17 protein-coding genes are annotated in these 24,772 nt (G+C 65.4%); 8 read left to right on the forward strand and 9 right to left on the reverse strand.

Going from position 1 to position 24,772, the window contains the following annotated elements; all coding sequences use genetic code 11:
• Positions 1 to 14: 14 nt before the first annotated feature.
• Both VN706_10420 and VN706_10425 read right to left on the reverse strand, forming a co-directional pair.
• Positions 15 to 590, reverse strand: a complete 576-nt coding sequence (locus VN706_10420) for a hypothetical protein (GenBank protein HXT16032.1) — start codon at positions 588 to 590, stop codon at positions 15 to 17.
• A gap of 61 nt (positions 591 to 651) precedes the next feature.
• Positions 652 to 3,093, reverse strand: a complete 2,442-nt coding sequence (locus VN706_10425; GenBank protein HXT16033.1) for a carboxypeptidase regulatory-like domain-containing protein — start codon at positions 3,091 to 3,093, stop codon at positions 652 to 654.
• Positions 3,094 to 3,384: 291 nt separating this feature from the next.
• On the opposite strand from VN706_10425, the gene VN706_10430 reads away from it, so the two are divergent.
• The gene (locus VN706_10430; protein ID HXT16034.1) at positions 3,385 to 5,472 is read left to right on the forward strand and encodes a S9 family peptidase; all 2,088 of its coding nucleotides are present in this window, start codon (positions 3,385 to 3,387) and stop codon (positions 5,470 to 5,472) included.
• Positions 5,473 to 5,715: 243 nt separating this feature from the next.
• Here VN706_10430 and VN706_10435 read toward each other — a convergent pair whose 3' ends face one another.
• Entirely contained in the window at positions 5,716 to 6,456 is a 741-nt protein-coding gene (locus VN706_10435) for a PAS domain S-box protein (protein HXT16035.1), read from the reverse strand.
• A gap of 319 nt (positions 6,457 to 6,775) precedes the next feature.
• Here VN706_10435 and VN706_10440 point away from each other — a divergent pair, with 319 nt between their 5' ends.
• The 6 genes from VN706_10440 (at position 6,776) to VN706_10465 (ending at position 13,224) form a co-directional block, all read left to right on the forward strand.
• Positions 6,776 to 9,949 (forward strand): efflux RND transporter permease subunit, encoded by a 3,174-nt coding sequence (locus tag VN706_10440; GenBank protein HXT16036.1) that lies wholly within the window; start codon positions 6,776 to 6,778, stop codon positions 9,947 to 9,949.
• On the forward strand, positions 9,946 to 11,562 hold the full coding sequence (locus VN706_10445; GenBank protein HXT16037.1) for a DHA2 family efflux MFS transporter permease subunit: 1,617 nt from the start codon (positions 9,946 to 9,948) through the stop codon (positions 11,560 to 11,562). Before VN706_10440 ends, VN706_10445 begins: the two co-directional genes overlap by 4 nt.
• Positions 11,563 to 11,666: 104 nt before the next feature.
• Positions 11,667 to 12,107 carry a MarR family transcriptional regulator gene (locus VN706_10450; GenBank protein HXT16038.1) on the forward strand — a complete coding sequence of 147 codons (441 nt, stop codon included), beginning with the start codon at positions 11,667 to 11,669 and terminating at the stop codon, positions 12,105 to 12,107.
• Positions 12,108 to 12,221: 114 nt separating this feature from the next.
• Positions 12,222 to 12,374, forward strand: a complete 153-nt coding sequence (locus tag VN706_10455) for a hypothetical protein (GenBank protein ID HXT16039.1) — start codon at positions 12,222 to 12,224, stop codon at positions 12,372 to 12,374.
• A 60-nt stretch (positions 12,375 to 12,434) separates the two neighbouring features.
• Complete coding sequence (locus VN706_10460; protein ID HXT16040.1) at positions 12,435 to 12,608, forward strand: hypothetical protein; 174 nt, start codon at positions 12,435 to 12,437, stop codon at positions 12,606 to 12,608.
• 13 nt (positions 12,609 to 12,621) lie between these two features.
• Positions 12,622 to 13,224, forward strand: coding sequence for a GNAT family protein (locus VN706_10465; protein HXT16041.1), 603 nt, complete (start codon positions 12,622 to 12,624; stop codon positions 13,222 to 13,224).
• Between the two features lie 3 nt (positions 13,225 to 13,227).
• Here the strand turns inward: VN706_10465 and VN706_10470 are convergent, their stop codons facing one another.
• The 3 genes from VN706_10470 to VN706_10480 all read right to left on the reverse strand — a co-directional run bounded on the left by VN706_10470 (position 13,228) and on the right by VN706_10480 (position 17,704).
• Positions 13,228 to 13,917, reverse strand: a complete 690-nt coding sequence (locus tag VN706_10470) for a hypothetical protein (protein HXT16042.1) — start codon at positions 13,915 to 13,917, stop codon at positions 13,228 to 13,230.
• A gap of 112 nt (positions 13,918 to 14,029) precedes the next feature.
• The gene (locus tag VN706_10475; GenBank protein ID HXT16043.1) at positions 14,030 to 16,540 is read right to left on the reverse strand and encodes an Ig-like domain-containing protein; all 2,511 of its coding nucleotides are present in this window, start codon (positions 16,538 to 16,540) and stop codon (positions 14,030 to 14,032) included.
• Positions 16,541 to 16,654: 114 nt separating this feature from the next.
• A complete protein-coding gene (locus VN706_10480; GenBank protein ID HXT16044.1) occupies positions 16,655 to 17,704 on the reverse strand; it encodes a nitronate monooxygenase in 1,050 nt (349 codons plus the stop codon).
• A gap of 85 nt (positions 17,705 to 17,789) precedes the next feature.
• Here VN706_10480 and VN706_10485 point away from each other — a divergent pair, with 85 nt between their 5' ends.
• Positions 17,790 to 19,709: a CocE/NonD family hydrolase gene (locus tag VN706_10485; protein ID HXT16045.1), complete on the forward strand. Its 1,920-nt coding sequence runs from the start codon at positions 17,790 to 17,792 to the stop codon at positions 19,707 to 19,709.
• Positions 19,710 to 19,833: 124 nt separating this feature from the next.
• Here VN706_10485 and VN706_10490 read toward each other — a convergent pair whose 3' ends face one another.
• The 3 genes from VN706_10490 to VN706_10500 all read right to left on the reverse strand — a co-directional run bounded on the left by VN706_10490 (position 19,834) and on the right by VN706_10500 (position 24,738).
• Positions 19,834 to 20,376: a YbhB/YbcL family Raf kinase inhibitor-like protein gene (locus tag VN706_10490; protein ID HXT16046.1), complete on the reverse strand. Its 543-nt coding sequence runs from the start codon at positions 20,374 to 20,376 to the stop codon at positions 19,834 to 19,836.
• Between the two features lie 268 nt (positions 20,377 to 20,644).
• On the reverse strand, positions 20,645 to 23,104 hold the full coding sequence (locus VN706_10495) for an ABC transporter permease (protein ID HXT16047.1): 2,460 nt from the start codon (positions 23,102 to 23,104) through the stop codon (positions 20,645 to 20,647).
• Between the two features lie 92 nt (positions 23,105 to 23,196).
• Complete coding sequence (locus VN706_10500; GenBank protein HXT16048.1) at positions 23,197 to 24,738, reverse strand: family 20 glycosylhydrolase; 1,542 nt, start codon at positions 24,736 to 24,738, stop codon at positions 23,197 to 23,199.
• Positions 24,739 to 24,772 lie beyond the last annotated feature (34 nt).

A 24,772-nucleotide genomic window follows, 5' to 3' on the forward strand; every position in this document is an offset into this window, starting at 1 on the left:
TGTCTCCGTTCGACTCAGCGCAACTGCTTGTCCACGATCTCCGCCAGCCGCTGCTCGATCACGCCTTTCGACGGACACACCGCATAATCCGCCGACATCCCGATCGGCCGCCCCTGCGCCTGGACGAGCGTGACGAGATTCGAGCGACTCGCGTCGCCCGTCACCGGCCGCACCTCGGTGCGGACCTGCATCTCCAGCTCGTAGGTATCCGCGCTCGGCGGGCCCTGGGTGCTCCCACAATCGATGTATTTGCTCAAGGGCACGTCGCTATTGCCCAGGTGCCGGCGCACGCGCAGGAAGCCGTTGGTGCCGATTACGTGCATTGTTGGATCGACCGACCCGACCGTGATGCCGAGGGAGTCGTACGCGCTGCGCAGCACGCGCCAGACGTCGGCGACGGGGTGTTGCAGCGCGACCATGTTCTCGCCGTTGGTCGTCGTGATCTGCAGGCGTTGATCGGTGGCGATACCGACGTTGCCGATGCGCATCGGATCGGGCGCGCCGGCGGGAACCGCGGCGCCGGGGCTGTTGCCTGACGCGCATGCGACGGCGGCCAAGCACGGGAGACACAGGAACGGGCGCAGGCGCATCGTCACTCCGCGAGAGGTGGGGGCGATCAGAGCCCAAGAACGCTCGCCGGAGAATACCGTGCTACTTCTCCCGCGTCCACAGCAGGAGCGTGCCACATTCGCTCGCCTTGAACTGCGAGGGCACGGAGGCCGGACCCGCGTAATACTCGATGCCGGTGATGTCCCGCACCGTGTAGTCGTTGATGTTCGGCGGCGGCACGCGGTCGTCCACGGCGGCCTGGTCGTAGACCAGAATGCCGTCGAGATAGATCGAGGCGAAGCAACGCGCGCCGGCGCCCGCTCCGAGCAGCGCGTACTTCCCGCCCCGCTGGTCGCGCGACGACATCACGATCGACTCGGCACCGCGCTGCTGAATGCGAAGCCCGGGGACCAACGCGCGTAACACGTCCGACAGCGGCTGATTCTCGTTCTTGCGCAGCGTGGAATCGACGACGAAGCGGCCGATGCCCTTCTCCGCGCGCTCCTGGAACGCGCGCAGGTTGCCGGAGATGTATTTCGTGCTGCCCGCGATCGTGTGAACGGTATCGAGCGCCTTCGCGACTTTCTTCAGGGCGAAGACACGATTCGCGCGCGCGCCGGCCACGATGGTGATCGAATCGTTCACCGGCTCGTAGCCGATGCGCCGCACCTGCAGCGCGTACGCGCCCGGACGAATGGCGGCGAGCTGAAACTGTCCCGCCGAATCGGTGGTGCTCAGACGATGCAGCTGCGGAATGCCGACTTCGACGTTCGCGAGCGGCCGCGCGTCCGGCCCGATGACCGAGCCGGCGAGGACGCCGCCGTGTGCGGTGATCCCGGCGGGAAGGCGCCAGACGACGGGATACGTCAACTGTTCGCTGTACACCCTGACCGAGGTATCGGCTACGACGCTATTTCCCTCGGCGAGCACCAGGCGGAGATGAATCGGCCGCTCGCGCACGACGCCGCAAATCACGAAACGCGAATGATCGTCGAGCTGTGAGTCGGACGTGCGAACGTTGACTTGCAGCGGCGCGCCGTTGGCGATGAGATACTCCGCCTGCCAGTCGGCCTTCACGTGCGCGCCCTCGGGCATGTCACCGGACGCGGCGACGGCGTGCCCGATGATGATCGACGTCTTGTCGCGCATCTCCTGGCCGTGGCAGACGTCGGCGACAGCGTTGGCCACACGATCGACTTCGATACGCACCGGAGTCTCGCGATCGCGCTGCGCGGTCACGACGCGGCGCTCGACGCGCTCGGCGACGAACTCGCGCAGCAACGTGTCCGCGACGATCACCGTGTACTTGCCGGGCACCACGGTGAATTCGAAATGCCCGAGCGAATCGGTGGGGACGCTGTCCGTGGTGCCGGCGAGCGTGACGATCGCGTGACGCACGGGCTCGGACGATTTCCGCTGCACGACGTCGCCGACGAGCGCGGTCCGCGGCAGGTGCCATGACTGGCCGTCGCCCCATCTCGCGTCGAGCACTTCGCCGCCTGCTTCAGCGATGGCGTTGAGCCCGAGGTCGTCGCGATCCTGACGGCGGACCGGACCCGTTTGATTCGGCCGGTAGGAGTCGCCGTTCCTTGGCGCCAAGGCGAGCACGGGCAGCCGGAGCACCCAGCGCTGAATGAACGACACGCCGTTCGGCATGGTTTGAAACTCGAGCCGTCCGCCGGCCTTCATTTTCATCGCCGGCGGTTCGAGCGACGTATATGAGAAGTCGAATGACCTGAGCTGCGGTGTGGTCTGATCGATCCAGATCACGCCCGCGACGTCGACGAGGTTGTCGCGGCCGGGGGCCGGCACGAACGCCAGACCGATCTGGCCGGCATGCGCGGCGTCGGCGCGTTGCAGGTGGAAGCAGTGCGTGGCGCCGAACGATGGATCGAGCAGCACGTCGGCATCGGGGGCGTTGAAGATACGCCCGCCGTCACCGCCATCGGACATGTAGCCGACTTTCGCAAAGTATGAAGGCGTCGCGGCCGCGATGAACGGCCGCGTCGTCGTGCCGTAGTTGGTGCGCGTGTGCTGCTGGCGAATCAACTCGTCGCTCGGCGACATCTGCCGGTCGTAGACGAGCGTGGTCGCCGTGGCGGGATTCACTTCGCGTGCGACGACAGCGGCGAGGAGACCGGCGCGTGCCTGGTCCCAGAGCGCGAACGCCGCGCCTCGTTCCGACGACCCGGGACACAGTTCCTTGCCCGACACCTTCATGGCCTCGAGCAGCGGCGGGATGCGCTCCATGACGAGCTGAAGCACGGAATCACGCCGCGCGGGGAGATCGACGTCGCGAGGGCGGAAGCCGATGCGAATGAGATGCAGCCGCGCAGCGTGGGGCGGCAGGGCGATGGTAAACTGGCCCTCGGCGTTGGCGATGGCGCGCGTGGATTGGCTGCCTGCCGAGTCGACGGCGGTGACGACGACGCCGGGGAGCGGCGCGTTGGTGCCGGCGTCGCGCACGATGCCGTGTTGCTGAGCGGAAACGGCGCTCGGCAGGGCTAGCAGTGTCGCGGCCATGAAGGCGGTCGACCGGGACATCAGATTCCTCGCTGCGCTCGGAATGACGGGTGAATCATGTGTCGTGGAACGTGGGCGGCGAAGCTTTCGGGACGGATCGTAATCGACATTTAACGTGTGGAGAGGCAGCTAAAGAGCGCCGGCCGCAACGGCGCCGGCCCGAACGGCGCCAACCCGAACGGCGCCAACCCGAACGGCGCCAACCCGAACGGCGCCAGCCCCAAACGGCGTCCCGTCCGAGTCAGCGCAGAGCCCTTCCCCACCTCCCTTCCGGACACCAGAATCAGAGTGCTCCCCGCACACGAGGCACACATGTATCGCACCCGTATCGCCGTCGCGGCGCTCGGCGCGTTTGTCGCCACGGCTCCGTTGATCGCGCAACAACAGCAGCAACAGCAGCAACAGCAGCCGCAGCAAGCACGCCCCTCCAACCGACTCCAGCTCGAGCAGTATCTCGACTGGGAAGACGTTCAAACGCCGCAGCTCTCGCCCGACGGCGCGCAGATTCTCTTTACGCGCCGATGGGTGGACAAGATGAACGACCGGTGGGAATCGTCGGTGTGGTTGATGAACGCCGACGGCACGCATCAGCGCGCGCTCGTGCAAGGCTCCGACGCGCAGTGGTCGCCCGACGGCAAGCGTATCGCCTACATCGGGAAGGGGGAGCCGACCGGCTCGCAGATCTTCGTGCGCTGGATGGACGGCGAAGGCGCGGCGACGCAGATCTCGCATCTCACCGAAGCGCCGACGGCGCTCGAGTGGTCGCCCGACGGGAAGTCGATCGCGTTCAACATGAACGTGCCGGTGCGCGACAACTTCATGCGCATCAACATGCCGCAGGCGCCGAAGGGCGCGAAGTGGATCGAGCCGCCGAAAATCGTCACGCGGCTCAACTACCGCTCGGATCGCGTCGGCTACACCGACGACTACTACCGCCACATCTTCGTGATTCCGTCCGACGGCGGCACGGCGCGGCAGATCACGACCGGCGACTGGAACTACAGCGCACCCGCCTATTCGGCGGACGGCAAGTGGATCGCGTACTCGAGCCTGCGCGAGCCGAACGCGGAGATGGCGTATCGCAAGTCGAACATCTACGCCACGAACGTCGAGACGAACGAGGTGAAGCAGCTCACGCACCGCAACGGCACGAGCGGGCAACCGCTCTATTCGCCCGACGGCCGCACGATCGCGTTCATCTCGGCCGACTCGGGCGACCATTCCGCGTGGGCCGAGAGCAAATTGTATTTCATGAATGCTGATGGGTCGAATCTGCATCTCGTGTCGGGCACCCTCGACCGTCCGATCTCGGGCGTGATCTGGGCCCCCGACAACAGCGGCGTGTACTTCAACGTCGAGAGCGAAGGTTCAAAGAACTTGTATTTCGCGTCGCCGGCGGGGCAGTTCCATCCCGTGACGACGGGCAAGCAGGTGCTCACCGTCGCCGGCATCGCGAGGAGCGGCCTCGCCGTCGGCGTGCGCACGACGCCGGTCAAGCCGAACGACGTCGTGACGTTCACGGTGCCGAAGACCGGATCGACGTCGACGTTCAATCAGCTCACCGCGGTGAATGACGACGTGCTCGCCGGCAAGGAGCTCGCGCAGACCGAAGAGATCTGGTACACGTCGAAGGACGGGCTCAAGATCCAGGGCTGGGTCGTGAAACCGGCCGGATTCGATCCGAGCAAGAAGTATCCGCTGATTCTCGACATTCACGGCGGTCCGCAGTCGATGTACAACGTCGGCTTCAGCTTCCCGCGCCAGGATCACGCGGCGAACGGCTACATCGTGCTCTACACGAACCCGCGCGGGTCGACGGGCTACGGCGAGAAGTTCACGAACGAGATCAAGAACGCGTATCCGGGCAAGGATTTCGACGACCTGATGGCCGGTGTGGATACGGTCGTCGGGCGCGGCTACATCGACACGAAGAACATGTTCGTGTACGGGTGCTCGGGCGGCGGCGTGCTGACGTCGTGGACGGTGGGGCACACCGATCGCTTCGCGGCGGCCGCGGCGCTCTGTCCGGTGATCGACTGGATCAGCTTCGTGGGCGAGACGGACGGCGCGGGTTGGTATGGAAACTTTGAAAAGCCGTTCTGGGAGGATCCGAGCGAGTATCTCAGGCGCTCACCGATCATGTACGTCGGGCATGTGAAGACGCCGACGCTGCTGATGACGGGCGTGCTCGATCTGCGCACGCCGATTCCGCAGATCGAGGAGTTCTATCGCGCGCTCAAGATGCGCGGCGTGCCGACGGCGATGATTCGCATGAACAACGAGTATCACGGCACGAGCAGTACGCCGTCGAACTTTTTGCGGACGCAACTCTATGTGCGCGGGTGGTTCGAGAAGTACGGGACGTATAAGGGGCAGCAGGCGGTGACGACGACGTTCTAGGCGTCGGGGCGTCGGGGCGTCGGGGCGTATGGGCGTATGGGCGTATGGGCGGAACTACACAAAAGGCGCAGAACCCGAACAGCGCAAAGCCCGAACAGCGCAAAGCCCGAACAGCGCAAAGCCCGAACGGCGCAGGACCCGAATGGCGCAAAAGCGAAGGGCGACGGAGAGATCCGTCGCCCTTCGTTGTTCCGCCTCGACGCCTCGACGCCCCGACGCCCCGACGCCTCGACGCCCATACGCCTACACGCCCATACGCCCACTCACCCCCACTATCCCGACGATCACTCCATTAAACAACACCGGCGTATCCGTGACATTCACCTGCATCGCCGCCCCGCGCCGATCACGCAGCAGAATCGTTCCCGACCACACCTCGCCCGCCGCCAGCTGGCGCATGATGTCCTCGGCGTCCGCCATGCTCTGCGACGTCGGCGTCACGTGCATGATGTTGTGGCCCAGCACTTCCGTCGAATCCCAGCCATAGAGCTCGGCCGCCTGGGCGTTCCAATAGAGGATCGTTCCCGACACGTCGGTCCCGATGACGGCGGCGACGCCCGAGTCCATCGCTTGCGCGGTGCGGCGCACGGCGTTTGCTGCGCCCGCCGGATTGCTCGCGATCGTGTCGAGCGCCTTGTTCCACGCACCGTCGCTGCTGAACGCTTCGCGTGAGAACGCGTAGATGCACGCGCGCGTGCTCATCTCATCGAGCATGTGCCAGTGCGCGCGCCACGCGCGATCCTGACGGAACTCGGGCCGCAGCTCGCCCAGTCGGCGCTCGGTAATGAAGACGAGACGCGCGACGCGGCCCAGCAGATCCGTGACGTCCACGCCCGCGCGGCGCGCGGCATCGGCGAGTGCAGCCGCGCGTTCCACGACATCGCGTGCGCGCTGCGACGACGAGGCGCATGCATCGAGCGCGAGCGCACGCACGAACGGATGCAGAACTGCACCGCGCTCTTCTGCCGAAAGGAACTCGAACATCCGGGTGCCGGCAGGAGTCGTGAGCTCGACAACGGACGACGTACAATCGTTGACTACCGACTCGACGTCAGTCACCATCAGTGCGGCGGGGAGGAGGGAGAGGGCGCGGCTGCGGCGCCCATGCAGAATCTCACCCGAAACCCGAAGAAAGCTAGAGTACGCTGCGGTGATTATTCGAATGTGAGAGATTCTTATCAACGCGGTACGGCCGCGTACCTGAACTGGACCTTGACGGCGGCCACCGGCCTCGGCCGTCGATGCTTTCAGGGGCCAAACTATCTTTCGCGTGACACCACTGGCCCCGCTCTCACTTCGATAAATGTTCATCTCCGACTTTGCGATCAAACGGCCCATCATCACGGTGGTGACCATGATCGCGATCGTCGTCTTCGGCCTCTCGGCGCTGAGCCGGCTGGAGACGGATGAGTTTCCCGACATCGATCAGCCGATCGTCTTCATCGGCATCGCGTACCCCGGCGCGGCGCCCGATGTCGTCGAGCGCGAGGTCGTCACGCGGCTCGAGGATCAGATCGCCGGCATCAGCGGCGTGGACAAGGTCAACTCCACGTCGACGGACGGCTTCGCGCAGATCATCGTGCAGTTCGTCTTCTCCAAGGAGACGAACCAGGCGACACAGGACATTCGCGACGCCATCTCGGCGGTGCGCTCGCAGCTGCCCGCGGAGATTCTCGAACCGATCATTCAAAAGTTCGATCCGAACACGCTGCCGATCGTCTCGCTCGCGCTGACGTCGAACGTGCTCAGCCCGCCACAGCTCACGCAGCTCGCGGATCAGACGATCGGCGGCGAGCTGCGGTCGATTCCCGGCGTCGCGCAGGTGAACATCGTCGGCGGCGACAGCGCGCAGTTGAGCGTCGACGTGCGGCCGAGCGATCTCGCCGCGTCGGGCATCGGCATCGATCAGGTGGTGAATGCGCTGCGGGCGCAGAATCTCGCGGCGCCGGTCGGCAATCTCAACACCCCGCTCGAGCAGCGATCGATTCGCCTGCAAGGCCGCTTCGAGCGTCCGGAAGATTTCGCGCAGATGGTCGTGTCCCAGCGCGGCCAGTCGCTCATTCGACTGGGCGACGTCGCGAACGTCACCGCGGGCGCGGCCGAGCCGAAGTCGGCGGCGCGATTCAACGGGACGCCGGCGATCGGCCTCGACATCGTGAAGTCGCGCGAGTACGCGACGACGGAGGTCAGCGACGGCGTCCGCAAGCGCATCGCCGAGCTGCAGAAGACGCTGCCCGCCGGCACGCGGCTCGAGACGATTCGCGACGCCGGCGTCCGCGTTCGCAACTCGGTGCGCAACGTTGAGGAAACGCTCATTGAAGGCGCGCTGCTCACGGTGCTGGTCGTGTTCCTGTTCCTCAACTCGTGGCGCTCGACGGTCATTACCGGTCTCGCGCTGCCGGTGTCGGTGCTCACGTCGTTCGTGCCGCTGCTGTTGTTCGGCTTCACGCTCAACGTGATGTCGCTGATGGGCCTGTCGCTCGCGATCGGCATTCTGATCGACGACGCGATCGTGGTGCGCGAGAACATCGTGCGACACGTCGAGATGGGCGCCGATCACATGCGGGCCGCGCACGAGGGCACCGACGAGATCGGACTCGCGGTGACCGCGACGACGTTCTCGATCGTCGCCGTGTTCGTTCCCGTCGGATTCATGCCGGGCATCGCCGGACAATTCTTCAAGCCGTTCGCGCTGACGATCGCCGCCGCGGTGCTCGTGTCGCTCTTCGTCTCGTTCTCGCTGGACCCGATGCTCTCCGCGTACTGGCCCGATCCGCAGATCGAAGCGCACGAGCGACGGAATGCCATCGCGCGCGCACTCGAGCGATTCAACCGCTGGTTCGACCGTCAGGCCGGGCGATACGAACGCCTGGTCGCGTGGGCGCTGGACCACCGCGCGGCGATGATCGGCCTGGCCGTCATCACGTTCGTGGCGGCGGTCGCGTTGCAGGTCTCGTTCGGCGGGTTTGGTTTCGCGCCGCTGTCCGACAACAGTGAGCTCAACATCAACATCGAGACGCCGCCGGGATCGAGTCTCGAGTACACCACGCTCAAGGCGGAAGAAGCGGCGCGGACCGCGCGGGCGCACAAGGAAGTGGCGTACGTCTACAGCACCGTGGGTTCGGCGACGGGATCGGGCGCCGTCGACGAAGCGACGGTATACGTGCGCCTCGTGCCGAAGCATCAGCGTGACATCAGCCAGGACGAGTTCGGCCAGTTGCTTCGCAAGGAGCTCGCGAAGATCGGCGGCGCGACCGCGTACACATACGCGGCAGGCGGCTTCGCCGGCAATCAAAAGCAGCTACAGCTCCAACTCCAAGGCCCCGACGCGAACATGTTGTCGCAGTTGGCTGAGCCGATCGCGGATTCCGTGCGGGCAACACCGGGCGCGGTCGACGTTGGTCTCTCGTCGCGCGGACAAACGCCTGAGCTCACGGTGCTCGTCAATCGTCCGCTCGCCGGGCAGCTTGGCGTGAGTCTGTCGCAGCTCGCGGTGTCGCTGCGCTACGCATTCGCCGGCGTCGCGGCGGGCAACTGGGTCGATCCAACGGGAACCACGCGCGAAGTGCACGTGCGTCTCACGCCGGAAGCGCGCGAGAACGCGAGCGATCTCGCCGCGTTGCCGCTCCAACTCACCGCCCCCGGGGCGAACGGCGCGCCGGCCTTCGTACCGCTCAGCCAGGTCGCGACGATTACGCCGAGCTCGGGTCCGGCGCAGATCGATCACTATCAGCGCCAGCGCGTGGTGACGATCGGCGCGAACGTCATCGGCGCATCGGTGGGCAATGTCAATCAGGACGTGATGCGCCGTGTGAACAAGGTGCAGTTGCCGCCGGGGTATCACATCACCGCCGGCGGACAGGTCGAGAATCAGAACCAGGTCTTCACGGCGATGGTGCTGGCGTTGGGCGTCGCCGCGATGCTGATGTATTTGATCCTCGTCATCCAATTCGGCTCATTCCTCGATCCGCTGGCGATTCTCGTCTCACTGCCGCTCTCGCTGATCGGCGTCGTCGCGGCGCTGCTCGTCACGCGCGATACGCTGAACATCATGAGCCTGATCGGCGTGATGATGCTCATGGGCATCGTCGCGAAGAATGCCATTTTGCTCATCGACTTCGCGAAATGGGCGCACGAAGGCCGCGGCGTGCCACGGCGTGAAGCATTGATCGAAGCGGGGCGCACGCGCCTGCGGCCGATCATGATGACGACGCTCGCGCTCATCGCCGGCATGATTCCCGTCGCGATCGGCTACGGCGAAGGCGCGGACTTCCGGGCCCCACTCGGCCGCGCGGTGATCGGCGGCGTGATCGCGTCGACGATGTTGACGCTCGTCGTGATTCCGACCGTCTACGAGATTCTCGATGAGTGGCGCGAGTGGCTGCTCGGCAAGTTCAGTCGCGTGACCCACGCCGGCGAGGCGCACGCCGGGCACGCGCCGCACGGATCGCCTTCACCCGACGCGGCGGACGATTGAGCGCAACCGTAGCACGCGACGACGAAGAGGAGCAGCTCTCGCACGAGATCGGCGCCGGCGCCATGTCGCGCCGCGGCGAGGAACATCGCTATCTCATCGCGGTCGCCGTCGTGCTCGCCGCGTTGATGCAGGTCATCGACAGCTCGATCGTCAACGTCGCGCTGCCCGACATGATGGGCAACCTGGGCGCGAACCTCGACGAGATCGCCTGGGTGTCGACAGGCTACATCCTGGCGAGCGTCATCGTCATTCCGCTCACCGGATTTCTCGGCGACCTGTTCGGACGCAAGCGGTACTTCGTCGGCTCGATCGTGACGTTCACGATCGCGAGCTTTCTCTGCGGCGCGTCGCACTCGCTCGGCGAGCTGATTTTCTGGCGCATCGTGCAGGGCATTGGCGGCGGCGCGTTGATGACGGTGTCGCAGGCCGTGCTGTTCGAGGCGTTTCCGCCGGAGGAAGCGGGCACCGCGATGGCGCTGTTCGGACTCGGCGTCATGGTGGGCCCGACGATCGGCCCCACGCTCGGCGGCTACCTCACGGACAATTACGGTTGGCCGTGGATCTTCTACATCAACATTCCCGTCGGCATCGTGGCGGCGGTGATGATCGCGGCGTACGTGCACGATCCGCTGCATCAGCGGAAGCCGCACACGATCGACTACCTGGGTATCGCGCTGTTGATCGTGAGCGTCGGCTCGCTGCAATTCGTGCTGGAGCACGGGCAGCGCGAGGACTGGTTCGACTCGCGCGTTATCCTGTCATTGACGGTGCTCGGCTGCGTCGGCGGCGCGGCGCTTCTCTGGCGAGAGTTGACGACCGATCATCCGGCGATCGACTTCCGCATCATGCGACATCGACAGATGTGGGTCGGGACCGTGCTCGGCGTCGTGATGGGCGTTGGACTCTACGCGATGGCGTTCACGCTGCCCGTGTTCCTGCAGAACAATTTGCGTATGACCGCGCAGCAGACCGGTATCGTGCTGTTGCCGGGCGCGCTTGCGACCGCGATCTCGATGGCGGTAGTCGGAAAGCTGGTCAACAAGATCGATCCAAGATTACTCATCACCGCCGGGGCGCTCATCTTCGCGCTGGCGGCGTGGCAGTTGTCGCTCGTGACAGGCGAGAGCGGCGCGAGCGATTTCTTCTGGCCGCTCATTTTCCGCGGCGTCGGGCTCGGGTTGATGTTTGTTCCGCTCACCACGATCACGCTGGCCGAGTTGTCGGTGATCGAGCTGCCGCAGGGTACGGGCTTATACAATTTCTTCCGGCAGCTCGGTGGATCGTTCGGGATTGCGGGAATCGCGACGCTGGTGTCGCGGTACACGGTTCAATTCCGCGCGCTGGTGGGCGAGCATGTGTCGTCGGCGGATCCAGCGAGTGTCGCGCGGTTGGACATGATGACGCGCGGCATGATGGCGCGCGGCGCCGACTACTGGACGGCGCGGCGTCAGGCGCTGACGCTACTCGATCGACAGCTGTTCGGGCAGGCGAGCGTGATTGCGTATTCGCGAATCTATGTGCTCGCGGCGGGGCTCATTCTGCTTTTGATACCGTTGCTGGCGTTGGTGCGGCAGACGAAAGGCGCGGCGGGCGCGCACGCGGTGATGGAGTAGGGTTTGGCGCGGAGCCAAACGAGGCAGTGCGACAAGATCGGACCAGGAGTGACGCGAGGCGGATCCTGGCGATATAGTTAGCGGTGCTAACCAATGATCCCGCCATGCCCCACGCCCCGTTCGACCGCGTCGCCACCGCCGACCGGCTGCACTCGCTCGCCATCCACCTGTTGCGCGCCGTGCGCGCGGGAGACGACGAGAGCGGCCTGACCGGTCCTCGCCTCTCGGCGCTCTCGGTCGTCGTCTTCGCCGGCCCGCTCAGTCTCACCGAGCTCGCCGACGCCGAGCATGTCACGACGCCCACCATGACGCGGCTGGTGCACGCGCTCGAGGCCGCCGGAGTCGTGCGTCGCGAGACTGACAGCAACGATCGGCGGTCCATCCGCCTGAGCGCCACACCGAAAGGCCGGCGCATTCTCGACGCAGCGCGCCGGAGACGACTCGCCGCGATGGAGCGACTGCTCGGCGGAGTGAGCGACGACGACATGGCCGCGATCGTCCGCGCAGTCGACGTCCTCTCGGCGAGACTTGCCGCGGGCGCATGACCGGCATGGCCTCTGGCTCGGCGAGGAACGCGACAGAGAGTGGCGCGCGGCGTGCGAACATACGCAGTTCGACGGCTTCGAGCATCAGGTGTACGAACACACGCGGGAGGAGCGATGATCCGAAAGCTCAAGGACGGACAGTATCGCCTGTATTCGCGCAAGAAGAACCCGAAGACGGGCAAACGCCGCAACCTCGGTACATTCAAGACGCGCGCGGCGGCGGAGAAGCACGAGCGCGCCGTCCAGTACTTCAAGCACGGCGGCTAGCCGCGCCGGTTTGCGCAAACGGCTGCGAGCGCGACATGTTGGTGTCTCATTGGAGGAGCCATGAAGCACAAAGGCGAACGTCAGATTCCCGACTTCTCGAAGAAACCAAAGGCTCCGCAGACGCCGCGCGGCGTCACGCCGGAGCGCAACGCACAGCAGTCGGCGAAGCCGGCGCGCACGCCGCAGCCGAAGCCGCACTCGACGTCGTCGAAGTCGGGACGCCGCGGGTCGTGATGCCCCGAGGGCGATGATCGATCCCGCACCGGTCGTTCTCGAGGGTCGCGGAATTCGTCTCGAGCCGTTGACGCCGGCGCACGCATCCGCGCTTGGCGTCGCGGCCTCCGACGGCAAGTTGTGGGAATTGTGGTATACCTCGGTGCCGCGCCCCGACGAGTGCGACGCGTACATCGCGACGGCGCTCGACGGACTCGAGGCCGGCCACATGCTGCCGTGGGCCGTTCGCGAGCTGACGACCAACGAGATCATCGGCACGACGCGGTATCACGATATCGTGAAGCCGGTCGATCGCGTCGAAATCGGCTGGACATGGTACGCGCAACGCTGGCAGCGCAGCCGCGTGAACACGACCTGCAAGCTGCTCCTGCTCGCGCACGCCTTCGATACGCTCGGCTGCGCGATGGTGGGGCTTCGCACCGACAATTTCAATTTCCGTTCACAACGCGCGATCGCGGGACTTGGCGCGAAGATGGACGGCGTCCTGCGCCATCATCAAGCGCGGCGCGACGGCACGGTGCGAGACTCGGTGATGTTCAGCATTCTCAAAAGCGAGTGGCCGGACGTCAAGCGGCACCTGGAGCTGCGGTTGGCGCGCAATACGTCCGCGTCATAACGTTCAACGAATCGTCTGCTCGAAGACGAAGCGGAATTCGGTCCAGTGCGGGTGCGCGATCGAATAGACGTGCGTCGAGCTGATGGGTGTTTCGCCCGTCGAATCCTGGCGAAAACGATTGATCGTTTCCAGCGCGCGCACGCGTGACGCGGACTCCTCGAGCTCGACGTAGAAGCGGTGACGCTCGCCGCGCGTTCCGAATGCCGCCGCGATCGAGCCCACTGGAACGCTCTGCTTGCCCCAGATCACACCGCCGCCGAGCATGAGTCGCACGAATTCGCTGCTCCAACTCGGGGGCGTGGCGACGCCAACGCGCAGCCTCGAATCGACGAATTGGTCTTCCGGCACGTCGCGATCGTAATCGGGACCGGACCGTGCCTCGAAGACGCCGTTGCCGAGTGGGATCGGCGCGGGAATGACCAAGTCGCAGCCGAACAGTTGCGGCACGTTCGTGTACCGCGTGCTTGCCTCGAGATTGAGCCAGGCGCGCGGACGGAAGACCACCATCCCGCCGGCATTCAGCGCCAAATCGTCGCTCGCCGGCTTGCCGCAGCGGGAGCCAAAGGCATCGGGCACGCTCTGAGCACCGACGGACGCACCAACGCTCCAGCGCGACGTCGGACCGGTCGCTTGCGCGTGCGCGGCGCCGAGCGCGGCCGCGACACACATCGGAAGGATCAGCGTCATCTTCATGTGACGCCAAACGCCGCGACGCGCACGAACGTCACCGAGCGCGCAAGACAAACGGCCGCCTCGGATTCAAGGCGGCCGTCGTCGTGGTCGTCCGAACGGCGTCATGGCGTCGTCACTTCGTCCGCACCAGCATGAAGTCCATGTTCGGCGGCACCGCCTGCCCTTGCGACGTCGCCGCGACACTCGCGGCCGCACCCGCGCCGACGCCAAAGCGCACGTACGCCGCACCACCGCCGACGATCGTGATCGTCGCCGGCGTGCCCGCAACCAGCGGATTCGTCACGAGCGGAAACTTCTTCGTCGACAGTCCCGGATAAATGCTCCGGAAATTCCAGCTCGGCTGCGTGTACTGCGCGGGCACCGCGAAGCCGATGTCATCCAGGAAATTCGCCACCGACCAGTTGCGCGTGTTCGTCACGATGTCGCCGAACACCGCGTTGAAGTTCGCTTCGCCACTCGTCGTGCTGTTGACGAGCGCGAACCACGTGTTGCGTTGATTACCACCCTTCTGATCGGCCGAGTAGCGCAGAAGCGACCAGATGGCGCCGCGCATGGCGAGACCATCCATCAGCGAGTACGGCGAATTCGCCGCGGTGGCGCTCAGGTACGTGCTGAATCGCCCGAAGTTTTGCGATTCATCATTGTTGAATGCGGTCACCTGCGCCTGGCTCGATTGCAGGCGCGGGAGATCGATGTTCTGCAATGGGCCGTTGCCCGCCTGATGGAAGTACAACAACTCTTCGGCGATATGACTAAGGCCCTCGTTGAGCCAGACTTCCTCGAGCGAAGCGGCGTTGTTCACGTAAATACGCCGGCCCGCGTTGATCAGATGCTGGAACTCGTGCACGAGCGTCGGCTCGACGAGACTCGCCACGAATGACTTGTTCGTGTAGTTGCCGTTGATCGTGCTGTTCGGATCGGGCACCGGCATGTAGAACATCTCGCCTTCGTTGCTCGCGGTGCAGCCGCCGGTCGTCGCCGGAAAGAGATCGCGCGCCGCGAAGAGACCGCCGATCACGCCGCCGACCGGTCCGGGAATCTGATTGACGCCCGTCGTGAAGAAGATGCCAAGGCGTCCGTTGCCGTCGATGTCGGTCGGCGCGCCGAAGTTCGTCGTGTCGAGCGCAAAGCCCAGCGTGTCGAACGTTGCCGCGAACGCGGCGAGCTCGGCATCGCTGTAACCGCCGGCCGGCGCCTGGGTGTCGAGGAACACGATCGCGTGCGTCGTCACCGCGACGACGCGCGCCTGATGCAGAGTCTTGGGATCGCTGCAGGTGTTGCCGCTGACGTTCGCGTTGAGTGAGACGACGCTGCCAAGCGACGGGGTCGATGGCACGCCCGTGATGAACGCGCGCGGCATGCGGCCACGTGCGCGCAACGAACCGATGTCGCGCAGCTCCCGCGCGCGGAACGCCGGCTCGACGCTGCGAATCGTCGCGGGGCGAAGGCCCGTCGCACGCAGTACGCTGGACGGCACGAGGCTCGGCGATGCGGTCACGGCAACCGTTCCGGTCGACGACAGCTCGATCTGCGTCGTCGTCGACGCGAGGCTCGAATGATTGAACGGAATCAGCGCGAACTCCGCCGCCGATCCGCCGCCGCTGACGCAGAGCGCCGCGACCTGCGCCGCGGTCAACGTGCGGACGTCGCCGAGCGCCGGTTGCAGCGCCGAGGCAGGCGTGCAGGACGGCGTGGCAGGTTGCGTGGGAGCGGGCGCGGTGACGGTCACGGTCGCCGACGCGGACTTGCCTTCACTGGTGGCGACGATCGTTGTCGTGCCGGCGGCTATCGCTTGCACCGTCCCTGTTGGCGACACGCTCGCCTTCGTCGGATCGGAGCTGGACCACGTGACCTGGCGGCCAGTGAGCGTGTTGCCGCTCGCGTCACGAACCGTGACGCTCATCAATTGCGTGCCGCCGATATTGAGCGACACGTTCGCCGGCGAAATCGACACGCTCGCGACGGGCACCGTCGTTACCGTGAACGTGGCTTGTCCGGAGTGACCATCGATGCGGCCGGTAATGGTCGTCGTGCCCGGCGAGAGCGCGGTAATGACGCCGGTCGAATCGATCGTCGCGACGACCGTGTTCGACGACGACCACGTTACGCCGCCGCTCGGGATGGTCGCGCCGGTCTGGTCGATCGCGGCGGCACTGGCCTGTACCTTCTGGCCCTGAATGGCCGTCGATGCGGAAAGTGTGATGATCACGCCCGATATCGTCGGTCCGACGATGACGGTGATCGTCGCGCTGCCGGTCTTGCCGCCGGACGATGCCGTGATCACCGCGGTGCCCGCGCCCGTCGCGGTGATCGTGCCGCTCGCGCTCACCGTAGCGACGCTGGTGTTGCTCGAGGCCCAGGTGACGTCGCTCAATGTCGTAGCCGCACCGTTTTGATCCAGACCCGTTGCGGTGGCCGTTGCGGTCTGTCCGAGTTGCAGCGTCGCCGCGCTGAGCGTGACGTTGATGCTCGACAGCACCGACGACGGCGGCGTTGGCGTGGTTGGCGGAACGACGCCGTTGTTGCCGCTGCCGCCGCCGGACCCGCAGGCGGACGCAGCCATGATGAGGGCGGCGCACGCGAGGTGCGCACCGCGCCGGAGCGTGGAGATGCGAATCGACATGACGCACCCAAAGGCAAATCAGGTGCTCGTGAAGCGCCGTGCTACGAAAGTTTTGTGGCGGTCGTCGGCCCGAGCGGCCCCTGTCATCCCGAGCCGACGGCGAGGAATGACAGGCTAGCGCATCTCTTCCGTCAGCTGCCGGATCAGCTCGGCGGCGCCGATCCTTCGCGCCAGGCGTACGCCCTGCCCCGCCCACAACGACAGAAACTCGGCGCGATCCCGCTGGGCCGCCGCGACGCGCATCGGTCGCGTCAGAGAATTCTGGTGAGGATATGCTAATATCGCCCCGGGGGCATCCTCGAGCTCCGTCATCGCGCGATTGACGATGCCCCGCGCCGGGCGGCCGGAGAAGGCGCGCGTGACGCGCGTCGAATCCTCGGGCGCCGTGAGAATCGCTCGCTTGTACGACTCGGCGATACCGCATTCGCGCGTCGTCAGAAAGGCGGTGCCCATCTGCACTGCCGCGGCGCCGAGCGCGAGCGCGGCGGCGATGCCCCGGCCGGTCATGATGCCGCCCGACGCGATCACCGGAATGCGCGCCGCCTGCACGATCTGCGGGACGAGCGCCATCGTACCGATCATCGAGGACTCGAACGAACCGGCGAACGTGCCCCGATGCGCGCCGGCCTCGCTGCCCTGAGCGACCACGGCATCGGCGCCGCTGCGTTCGATGAGAATCGCTTCCTGCACCGTCGTCGCGGTGCCGATGACGAAGACGCCGCGCGATTTGAGGGCGCGCATCGCCTGCTCGGGCAGCAGCCCGAACGTGAAGCTGAACACGCTCGCCTCGGTCGCGAGCGCGGCAACGAGCTGCTCCTCGAACGCGAACGTTGGCGGCGTCGGCCCAGTCGGCGGATCGATGCCGAGCTCGCGGTGATACACCGAAAGCTGTTTGAGGGCGGGTTCCAACTCGCTCGGCGCCGGCGGCGGCGGCGCGTCGACCGGCGCAAAGAGGTTGATCGCGAATGGCCGCTGCGTCAGCTCGCGAATGGCCGCCGCCTCGCGCGCGATCTGCTCGGGCGGCATGTACGCCGCGCCGATCGAGCCGAGCGCTCGCGCGCTGCTCACGGCGCCGACGAGCGCGGGCGGTGTCGCGCTCGCGCCGCCCATGGGCGCCTGGATGATGGGATGAAGGAGGTGCAGCCGGTCGGTGAGCGCGGTCATGGCGAAACGGTCAGGTATGATCGAAATCTGGCGAGGACCCACCCCGCGCCACCACTTTGAAGCATCCAAACTGCCAGGAATCGCAATGCGTGTACGTAGTGTACGTATAGCTGCCGCGCTGCTCGCCGCCGCAACCGCCGCTCGCGGCGTTCATGCGCAAGTGCCGACCCTGCCGAGCGAGACGCCGGCGACCGTGAAGGCGACGAACGCCGGGTTCGACTATGAGCGCCGCGACGTGATGATCCCGATGCGCGACGGAGTGAAGCTCCACACCGTCATTCTGGTTCCGAAGGGAGCTCGCAACGCGCCGATTCTGTTGACGCGCACGCCGTACGACGCCACCGCGCTCACGACGCACACACAGAGCGCGCATCTCGCGTCGAGTCTGCAAGGCTACGACAACGCGGTCGACGTCATCATCGGCGGCGGGTACATCCGCGTCGTGCAGGACGTTCGCGGCAAGTACGGCTCCGAGGGCGACTTCGTGATGAATCGCCCATTGGTCGGGCCGCTCAATCCGACCAAGGTGGATGAATCGACGGACACCTACGACTCGATCGACTGGCTGGTCAAGAACGTTCCGGAGTCGAACGGCCGGGTGGGGGAATTAGGGATCTCATATGACGGGTTCGAGCCGTTGATGGCGATCATCAACCCGCACCCGGCGCTCAAGGTGTCGATCCCGATGAACCCGATGGTCGACGGCTGGATGGGCGACGACTGGTTCCACAACGGCGCGTTCCGCGAACAGAACATGCCGTACATCTACGAGCAGGAGGCGATGCGCGACAACAGCGCGAAGTGGTGGACCACCGCCTTCGACGACTGGGACGTCTTCATGCGCGCGGGTTCGGCGGGCGAGCTGGGTCGCGAGCGCGGGCTCGAGCAGGTGGGCTTCTGGAAGAAGGTGCTGGAGCATCCGTCGTACGATTCGTGGTGGCAGGAACAAGCCATGGACAAGATCCTCGGGCGTCTGCCGCTGAGCGTGCCGGTGATGATCGTGCACAGCCTGTGGGATCAGGAAGACATTTACGGCGCGCAGGCGGTGTATCGGGCGATCGAGCCCAAGGACGTGAACAACGACAAGGTGTTTCTGGTCATGGGTCCGTGGCATCACGGCCAGGAGATCGACGACGGGAGCACGCTGGGGGCGCTGCGGTGGGACAGCAACACTTCGCGCACGTTCATGCGGGACATGTTGTTACCATTTTTGAATCAGTATTTACAGAACAACGCGCCGAGGGCGAACGTGGCACCCGTCACGGTGTTCGAGACCGGCACGAACGAGTGGCGGCGAATGAACGCGTGGCCGCCGCCGGAATCGAAGCCGACGCCGTTATATCTCGAGCCGGGACTGAAAGTGGGCTTCAACTCGCCTTCGGGCGGCGCGGCGTTCGACGAGTACGTGTCCGATCCCGCGAAGCCGGTTCCCTTCCGTCGGCGTCCGGCGCAGCCGATCGGATATGATTTGCCGCTCACGTGGCCCGAGTGGCTCGTCGACGATCAGCGCGAGCAGTCGGGCCGGCCGGATGTGCTGGCGTTCGAGTCAGACGTGCTCACGCAGCCGGTGCACATCGCGGGACCGCCGATCGCGAATCTGATTGCGTCGACGACAGGCACTGATGCCGACTGGGTCGTGAAGTTGATCGACGTGTATCCCGACGAGGTCGCGGGGCAGCCGGCGATGGGCGGATATCAACTGCCGATCGCGATGGACATCTTCCGCGGCCGCTATCGCGAGAGCTTCGAGACGCCGAAGGCGATCGCGCCGAACGTGCCGCTCACGTATCGCTTCGCGCTGCCGAACGCGGACCACGTGTTCCTGCCGGGGCATCGCATCATGGTGCAGGTGCAGTCGAGCTGGTTCCCGCTCTACGATCGCAATCCGCAGACGTTCGTGCCGAATATTTTCTGGGCGAAGCCGGGCGACTATCAGAAGGCGACGATGCGCGTGTATCACACGGCGGGGCAGGCGAGTTTTGTGGAGTTGCCGGTTGTGAAGTAGCGGGCGTGTGGGCGTGTGGGCGAAAGAGCGTCATCCCGAGCGGAGCGAGGGATCTAGCATCCCGATAGAGAGACCTGTCACTCGGTCCGGACGCCAGATTCCTCGCATGCGCTCGGAATGACAGCTAGTGCCCGAACTTCGCCTCGAGCTTTCCTGTCGCCAGCACGTGCCCGCGCATCATGAAGATCAACGTCGCGCCGTGCGCCTTGTCGCCGGCGCCGTCGACCTTGTCGACGTCGAGCGCGTACACCGTGAAGATGTAGCGATGCTTGCCGTCGCCCTTCGGAGGACATGGACCGCCGTAGCCGGTCATACCGTAGTCCGACGTGGCGCTCTTACCGCCCTTCGGCGCGTCTTTGCCGTCGCTGGAATCGATCGACGTGACGTTGCCTGGAATATCGAACGCGACCCAGTGCCAGAAGCCCGAGCCGGTGGGCGCATCGGGATCGAAGCACGTGATCGCGTAGCTCTTGGTTCCCTCGGGTGCTCCGCTCCAGGCGAGTTGCGGCGATTTGTTCTTGCCGCCGCACCCGGTGAAGACGAAGTCGAGCGGAATGTCGCCGCCTTCGGTGAACGAACTACTGGTTACGCGCAGCGGAGCGTCGTTCTTCGGTTTGTCCGGTGAGCGAACGGTGACGGTGGATGCGTTGGCGGTGGTCGTGGGCATGGTTGGTTGTTCCTCGGGTCAGATGAGCGACATCTTGAAATACTATAGGGCCCTCTGAGATTCCCGGCTGTTGGGCTCGACAAGATCCGAGTAAAGATCTCGGTGTCGGAACACAAATCGCGCTACGACCAGATCTGACAACATCTGACAAGATCTGTTGAGACGACCACCGTTATCGCGCCCGGACGCTGCAAGGCCGTCCAGATCTGGTCAGATTTTGTCTGTTCTTGTCGTGGTGATAGCGCTGTTTAGCACCAGTCAGATTTCGTCAAGTCGACCGGAGAGCCCCCAACGGATCGATCCGACTCGCCCGCCCCGCCGGCACCCACACGGCCACCAGCGCCACGATCGCCAGCAACACCGGCACGCCCACAAACACCAACGGATCGTGCGCCTGTACGCCGAATAACAGACTGCTCATGTACCGCGACAACATGAGCGCGCCGAGAATGCCGAGCACCAAACCAACGGCCGCGAGACGCATGCCCTGAAACACCACCATCGTCCTCACCGCGCTCGGCTCCGCGCCGAGGGCGAGGCGGACACCGATCTCGCGCGTACGCTGCTGTACCGCGTACGCCATGACGCCATAAATGCCGATCGCCGCCAGCACCAGCGCCGAGCTCGCGAAGATCGCCATGAGGATTGTATTAAAACGGGTGCGTGACGTCGACGTCGACACCACCTGCTCCATCGTCCTCACGTCGGAGACCGGGAGGCCCGTCGCCTGGCGAAGCTGCGCCTGGATCGCCGCGTTGAGCGACATGGGCGGCACCTTCGTGCGAATCACCCACGCCTGGGCCGAGAGGCGCATGTTGAGCGCGTTCACACCGTCGGTCGTCTGCGCCTGCACGGTGAACATCTTCGGGCTCGGATCCTGATTCAACCCGTCGTCGCGACTGTCGGCGACGACGCCGATGATCTGGCGATCCGGCTCATCGGCGAACTCCTTCATGATGCCGCGGCCCGCGACGAGCCGATCGTCGAGCGGATTGCCTTTCTTCCAATACTGCTTGGCCATCGCTTCGTTGATCATGATCACCGGCGTCGTTCCCTTCGTATCCTGATCCGTGAACGCTCGGCCCTTGAGTACGGGAATCTTGAACACGTCGAAGTAGCCTGGCGACACCGTCACCCATTCAGCGTTGCCATGCCACGGCCCGTTGTCGAGCGGGCGGCCGACGACCTTGAACGGCAATCCATAGCCGCCTTCGAACGGCAGGCAGCACGAGGCACTCGCGCTCAAGACGCCGGGAATCGCGCGCAGCCGTTCGACGCCGTCGCGAATGGCCTGATCGACGGCGGTCGCCGACTCGTATTGTTTTCCGGTGAACGCCATGCGCATCGTCAGCACGTTGGTGACGTCGAGGCCCGACGGCACGGCACGCAGCGCGAGCGACGTGCGGATGAGCAGCGCCGATCCAATCACGAGCGCCAGCGCCAACGCGATCTCGAGGACAACGAGCGTCGAGCGAAGCCCGTTGTTGCGAGCGCCGCCCGCGGCACCGCCGCCTTCGCGCAACGCACCGACGAGATCGGCGCGCGACGCGTGCAGCGCGGGCACGACACCGAAGAGCAATCCGGTGCCGATCGATACCGCGCTCGTGAACGCGAGTACGCGCCAATCCAGATGAACGAGCGCGCCGTTGTCGCCCAATCGCGGCAAGCCTGCAGTGTTGATCGACAGCAGCCAGCGAATACCCATGACACCGAGGAGTAATCCGACCGCGCCGCCGAAGATGGCGAGCAGCACACTCTCGGTCATGAGCTGCGCGACGATGCGCCGGCGGTCGGCGCCGATCGCCGCGCGAATGACCATCTCGCGCTTGCGTACCGTCGAGCGAACGAGGAGCAGATTGGCGACGTTCGCGCACGCGATGAGCAAGACGCCGCCGACCGCGGCGAGCAGTACGGTGAGCAGCGTCTTCGACCCGCGCACGAAGATCTGCTGCAATGTTTCGACGGTGAATCCCTCATTTTTGTCCAGCGCGTCTGGAAAGCGCTGGCGGAAATCAGCGGCCGACGCCTTCACGCGTCCCTGCGCCTGGACGAGCGAGACACCCGGCTTGAGGCGGCCGGCGGTCGTGAAGTAGTGGCCTTGATCCGTCGAGTTCGGATCGAGCTGGAACGGCGTCCATACGTCGGACTGCTCGCCGAAATCCGAAGGGTCGAAGCCTTTGCCGATCACCCCGATGACGGTGTACGGTTCGCCACTGAGTGAGATCGTTTTGCCGACGATGCCCGGATCGGACGCGAAGCGGCGCACCCACCACCCGTACGACAACACCGCGACGTGTGGTCCGTTCGGCTTGTCTTCATCCGGCGAAAATGTGCGACCGACAACGGGTGTCGCGCCAAACAGGCGGAAGTAATTCGCGCTCACCTGACCCGCACGCAGTTGTTCAGGAACGTCGCCGCCGGTGTAGTTCGCGAGACCGGTACGAAACGCGGCGATGTCCTGCACGACGTCGGTCTGCCGCTCGTAGTGCACGAACTTGGCGGGCGATGATGCCGTCCCGTTGCCGCGCGGACTGGAGTTCTCGAAGATCACGATCCGATCGGGATCGGGGAACGGAAATGGCCTGAGGAGCACGGCATCGACGACGGTGAAGACCGCGGTCGTGGCGCCGATGCCGAGCGCCAACGCGGCGACGGCCGCGAACGTGAAGCCGCGCTGCTGCCGGAAGAGGCGCAGGGAGTATTTGATATCTTGAATTAGATGATCCATATTCCGTGTCCTCTAATTGTCACTGAGCGGGGGCGCGGCACGTTTGTCATCCCGAGCGACCCTGAGCGTAGCGAAGGGAAGTCGATCGCTTTTCACCACTTCCAATCCACCCCCGGCACCCGCGCGAAGTTGACGCCCATCGCCGCCAGCCGCGCACCCTGCACCGCCATGCGCGCGCGGAAATCATTCCAATTCAACTTGCTCGCCGGCGACCACCCCAGCTCGGCCAGCGCGGCCAGCCTCGGGAACGCCATGTACTCATAGTCCTGGCGCGTCAACAATGTTTCCGCCCACAACGGACCTTCCACGCCAAGCACCGACGACTCGGCGACGCCAGGCACGAGCGTCGCCGGATCCCAATCGTAGGCGCGCTGCAAGTTGATGAGCCCTGCCCACTGCAGCCCGAGCGACGAGCTGCTGTCGTACTTCATGTCGAGGTACGCGTGCGGCCCGGGGGACATGATGATCTGTCCGCCCCGCCGCGCATGTACGACGACGGAATCATTCGTCCAGTGCTGCACGATCGTCGTCGGCGAGATGTTCACCGGCGCGATCTCGCCCCAGCCGACCATGCGCGGTCCGATGCTCGTCACGATTTGCTGTACGTGCGTGACGAATGATGCGTAATCCTCCTTCGACATCCCGCGGACTTCGTCGCCGCCGATATGGAAATACGGCGTTGGCGCGGCAGAAGAGATCTCGCGCACGACGTCGGCGACGAAGCCGTAGATGCTGTCGCGCGTCACGCACAGCGAGTTCGGCGGGCCGCCGACGCGCGTGAACGGCGGCGGTGCGACGCGATCGCACTTGAGATCGGGATAGGCGAGCAGTGCCGAGTTGATGTGGCCCGGCATGTCGATCTCGGGGACGACGGTGATGTATCGCGACCGCGCGTACGCCACGATGTCCGCGTACTCGGCTTGCGTGTAGAAACCCGCGGGTTCGTCGCCGATCGCGGTGTGGCCGCTCAACTCCGTGAGCCGCGGCCAGCTCTTGATCTCGATGCGCCAGCCCTGGTCGTCGGAGAGATGCAGGTGCAGGCGATTCAACTTGTAGAGCGCGTAGAGATCGACGAATCGCTTGACGTCGGCGGCCGGGAGAAAATGTCGCGAGACGTCGAGCATGCCGCCGCGCCACGCGAAGCGCGGAACGTCGACGACGTGCGCGGCGGGCATGATCAGGCGTCGCGTATACGATGCCTGATGCTCGACGGAAACCGGCAGCAACTGTCGCAGCGTTTGCACGCCGTAGAACACGCCGGCCGGTTGTGCGGCGACGATGTGAACGCCAGTGCGCGTCGCGGTGAGCTCGTATCCCTCGGCACCGAGACTCGTGCGTGAAGCGTCGAGGGAGAGCGTGACGCTCGAGTCGGGGGCGTTGGCGGTTGAAAGGCGCTGCGCTGTCGCGCCGGCGCGGCTTGCCAGGAGGTTGGCGGTGTAGTCGCCGATCGCCTGGATCTCGGGACTCGCGTTTGCGTCGATGTAGACGACGGTGCGCGGGGTGACGAGGAAGCTGTCCCGGCTTGCGATGTCTACGGTCTGTGGGATCGGGACCACGGCGGAGCCGATCGTCCGCGCCGAAGGAGTCGGTGCCGGTGTCGCCCGGGTGCACGCGGCTAGTGCGACGACGAACACGAAGCCACTACCGCGCGACAATAACCCTGACAAC

The sequence above is a fragment of the Gemmatimonadaceae bacterium genome (assembly GCA_035606695.1).
Classification (GTDB): domain Bacteria; phylum Gemmatimonadota; class Gemmatimonadetes; order Gemmatimonadales; family Gemmatimonadaceae; genus JAQBQB01.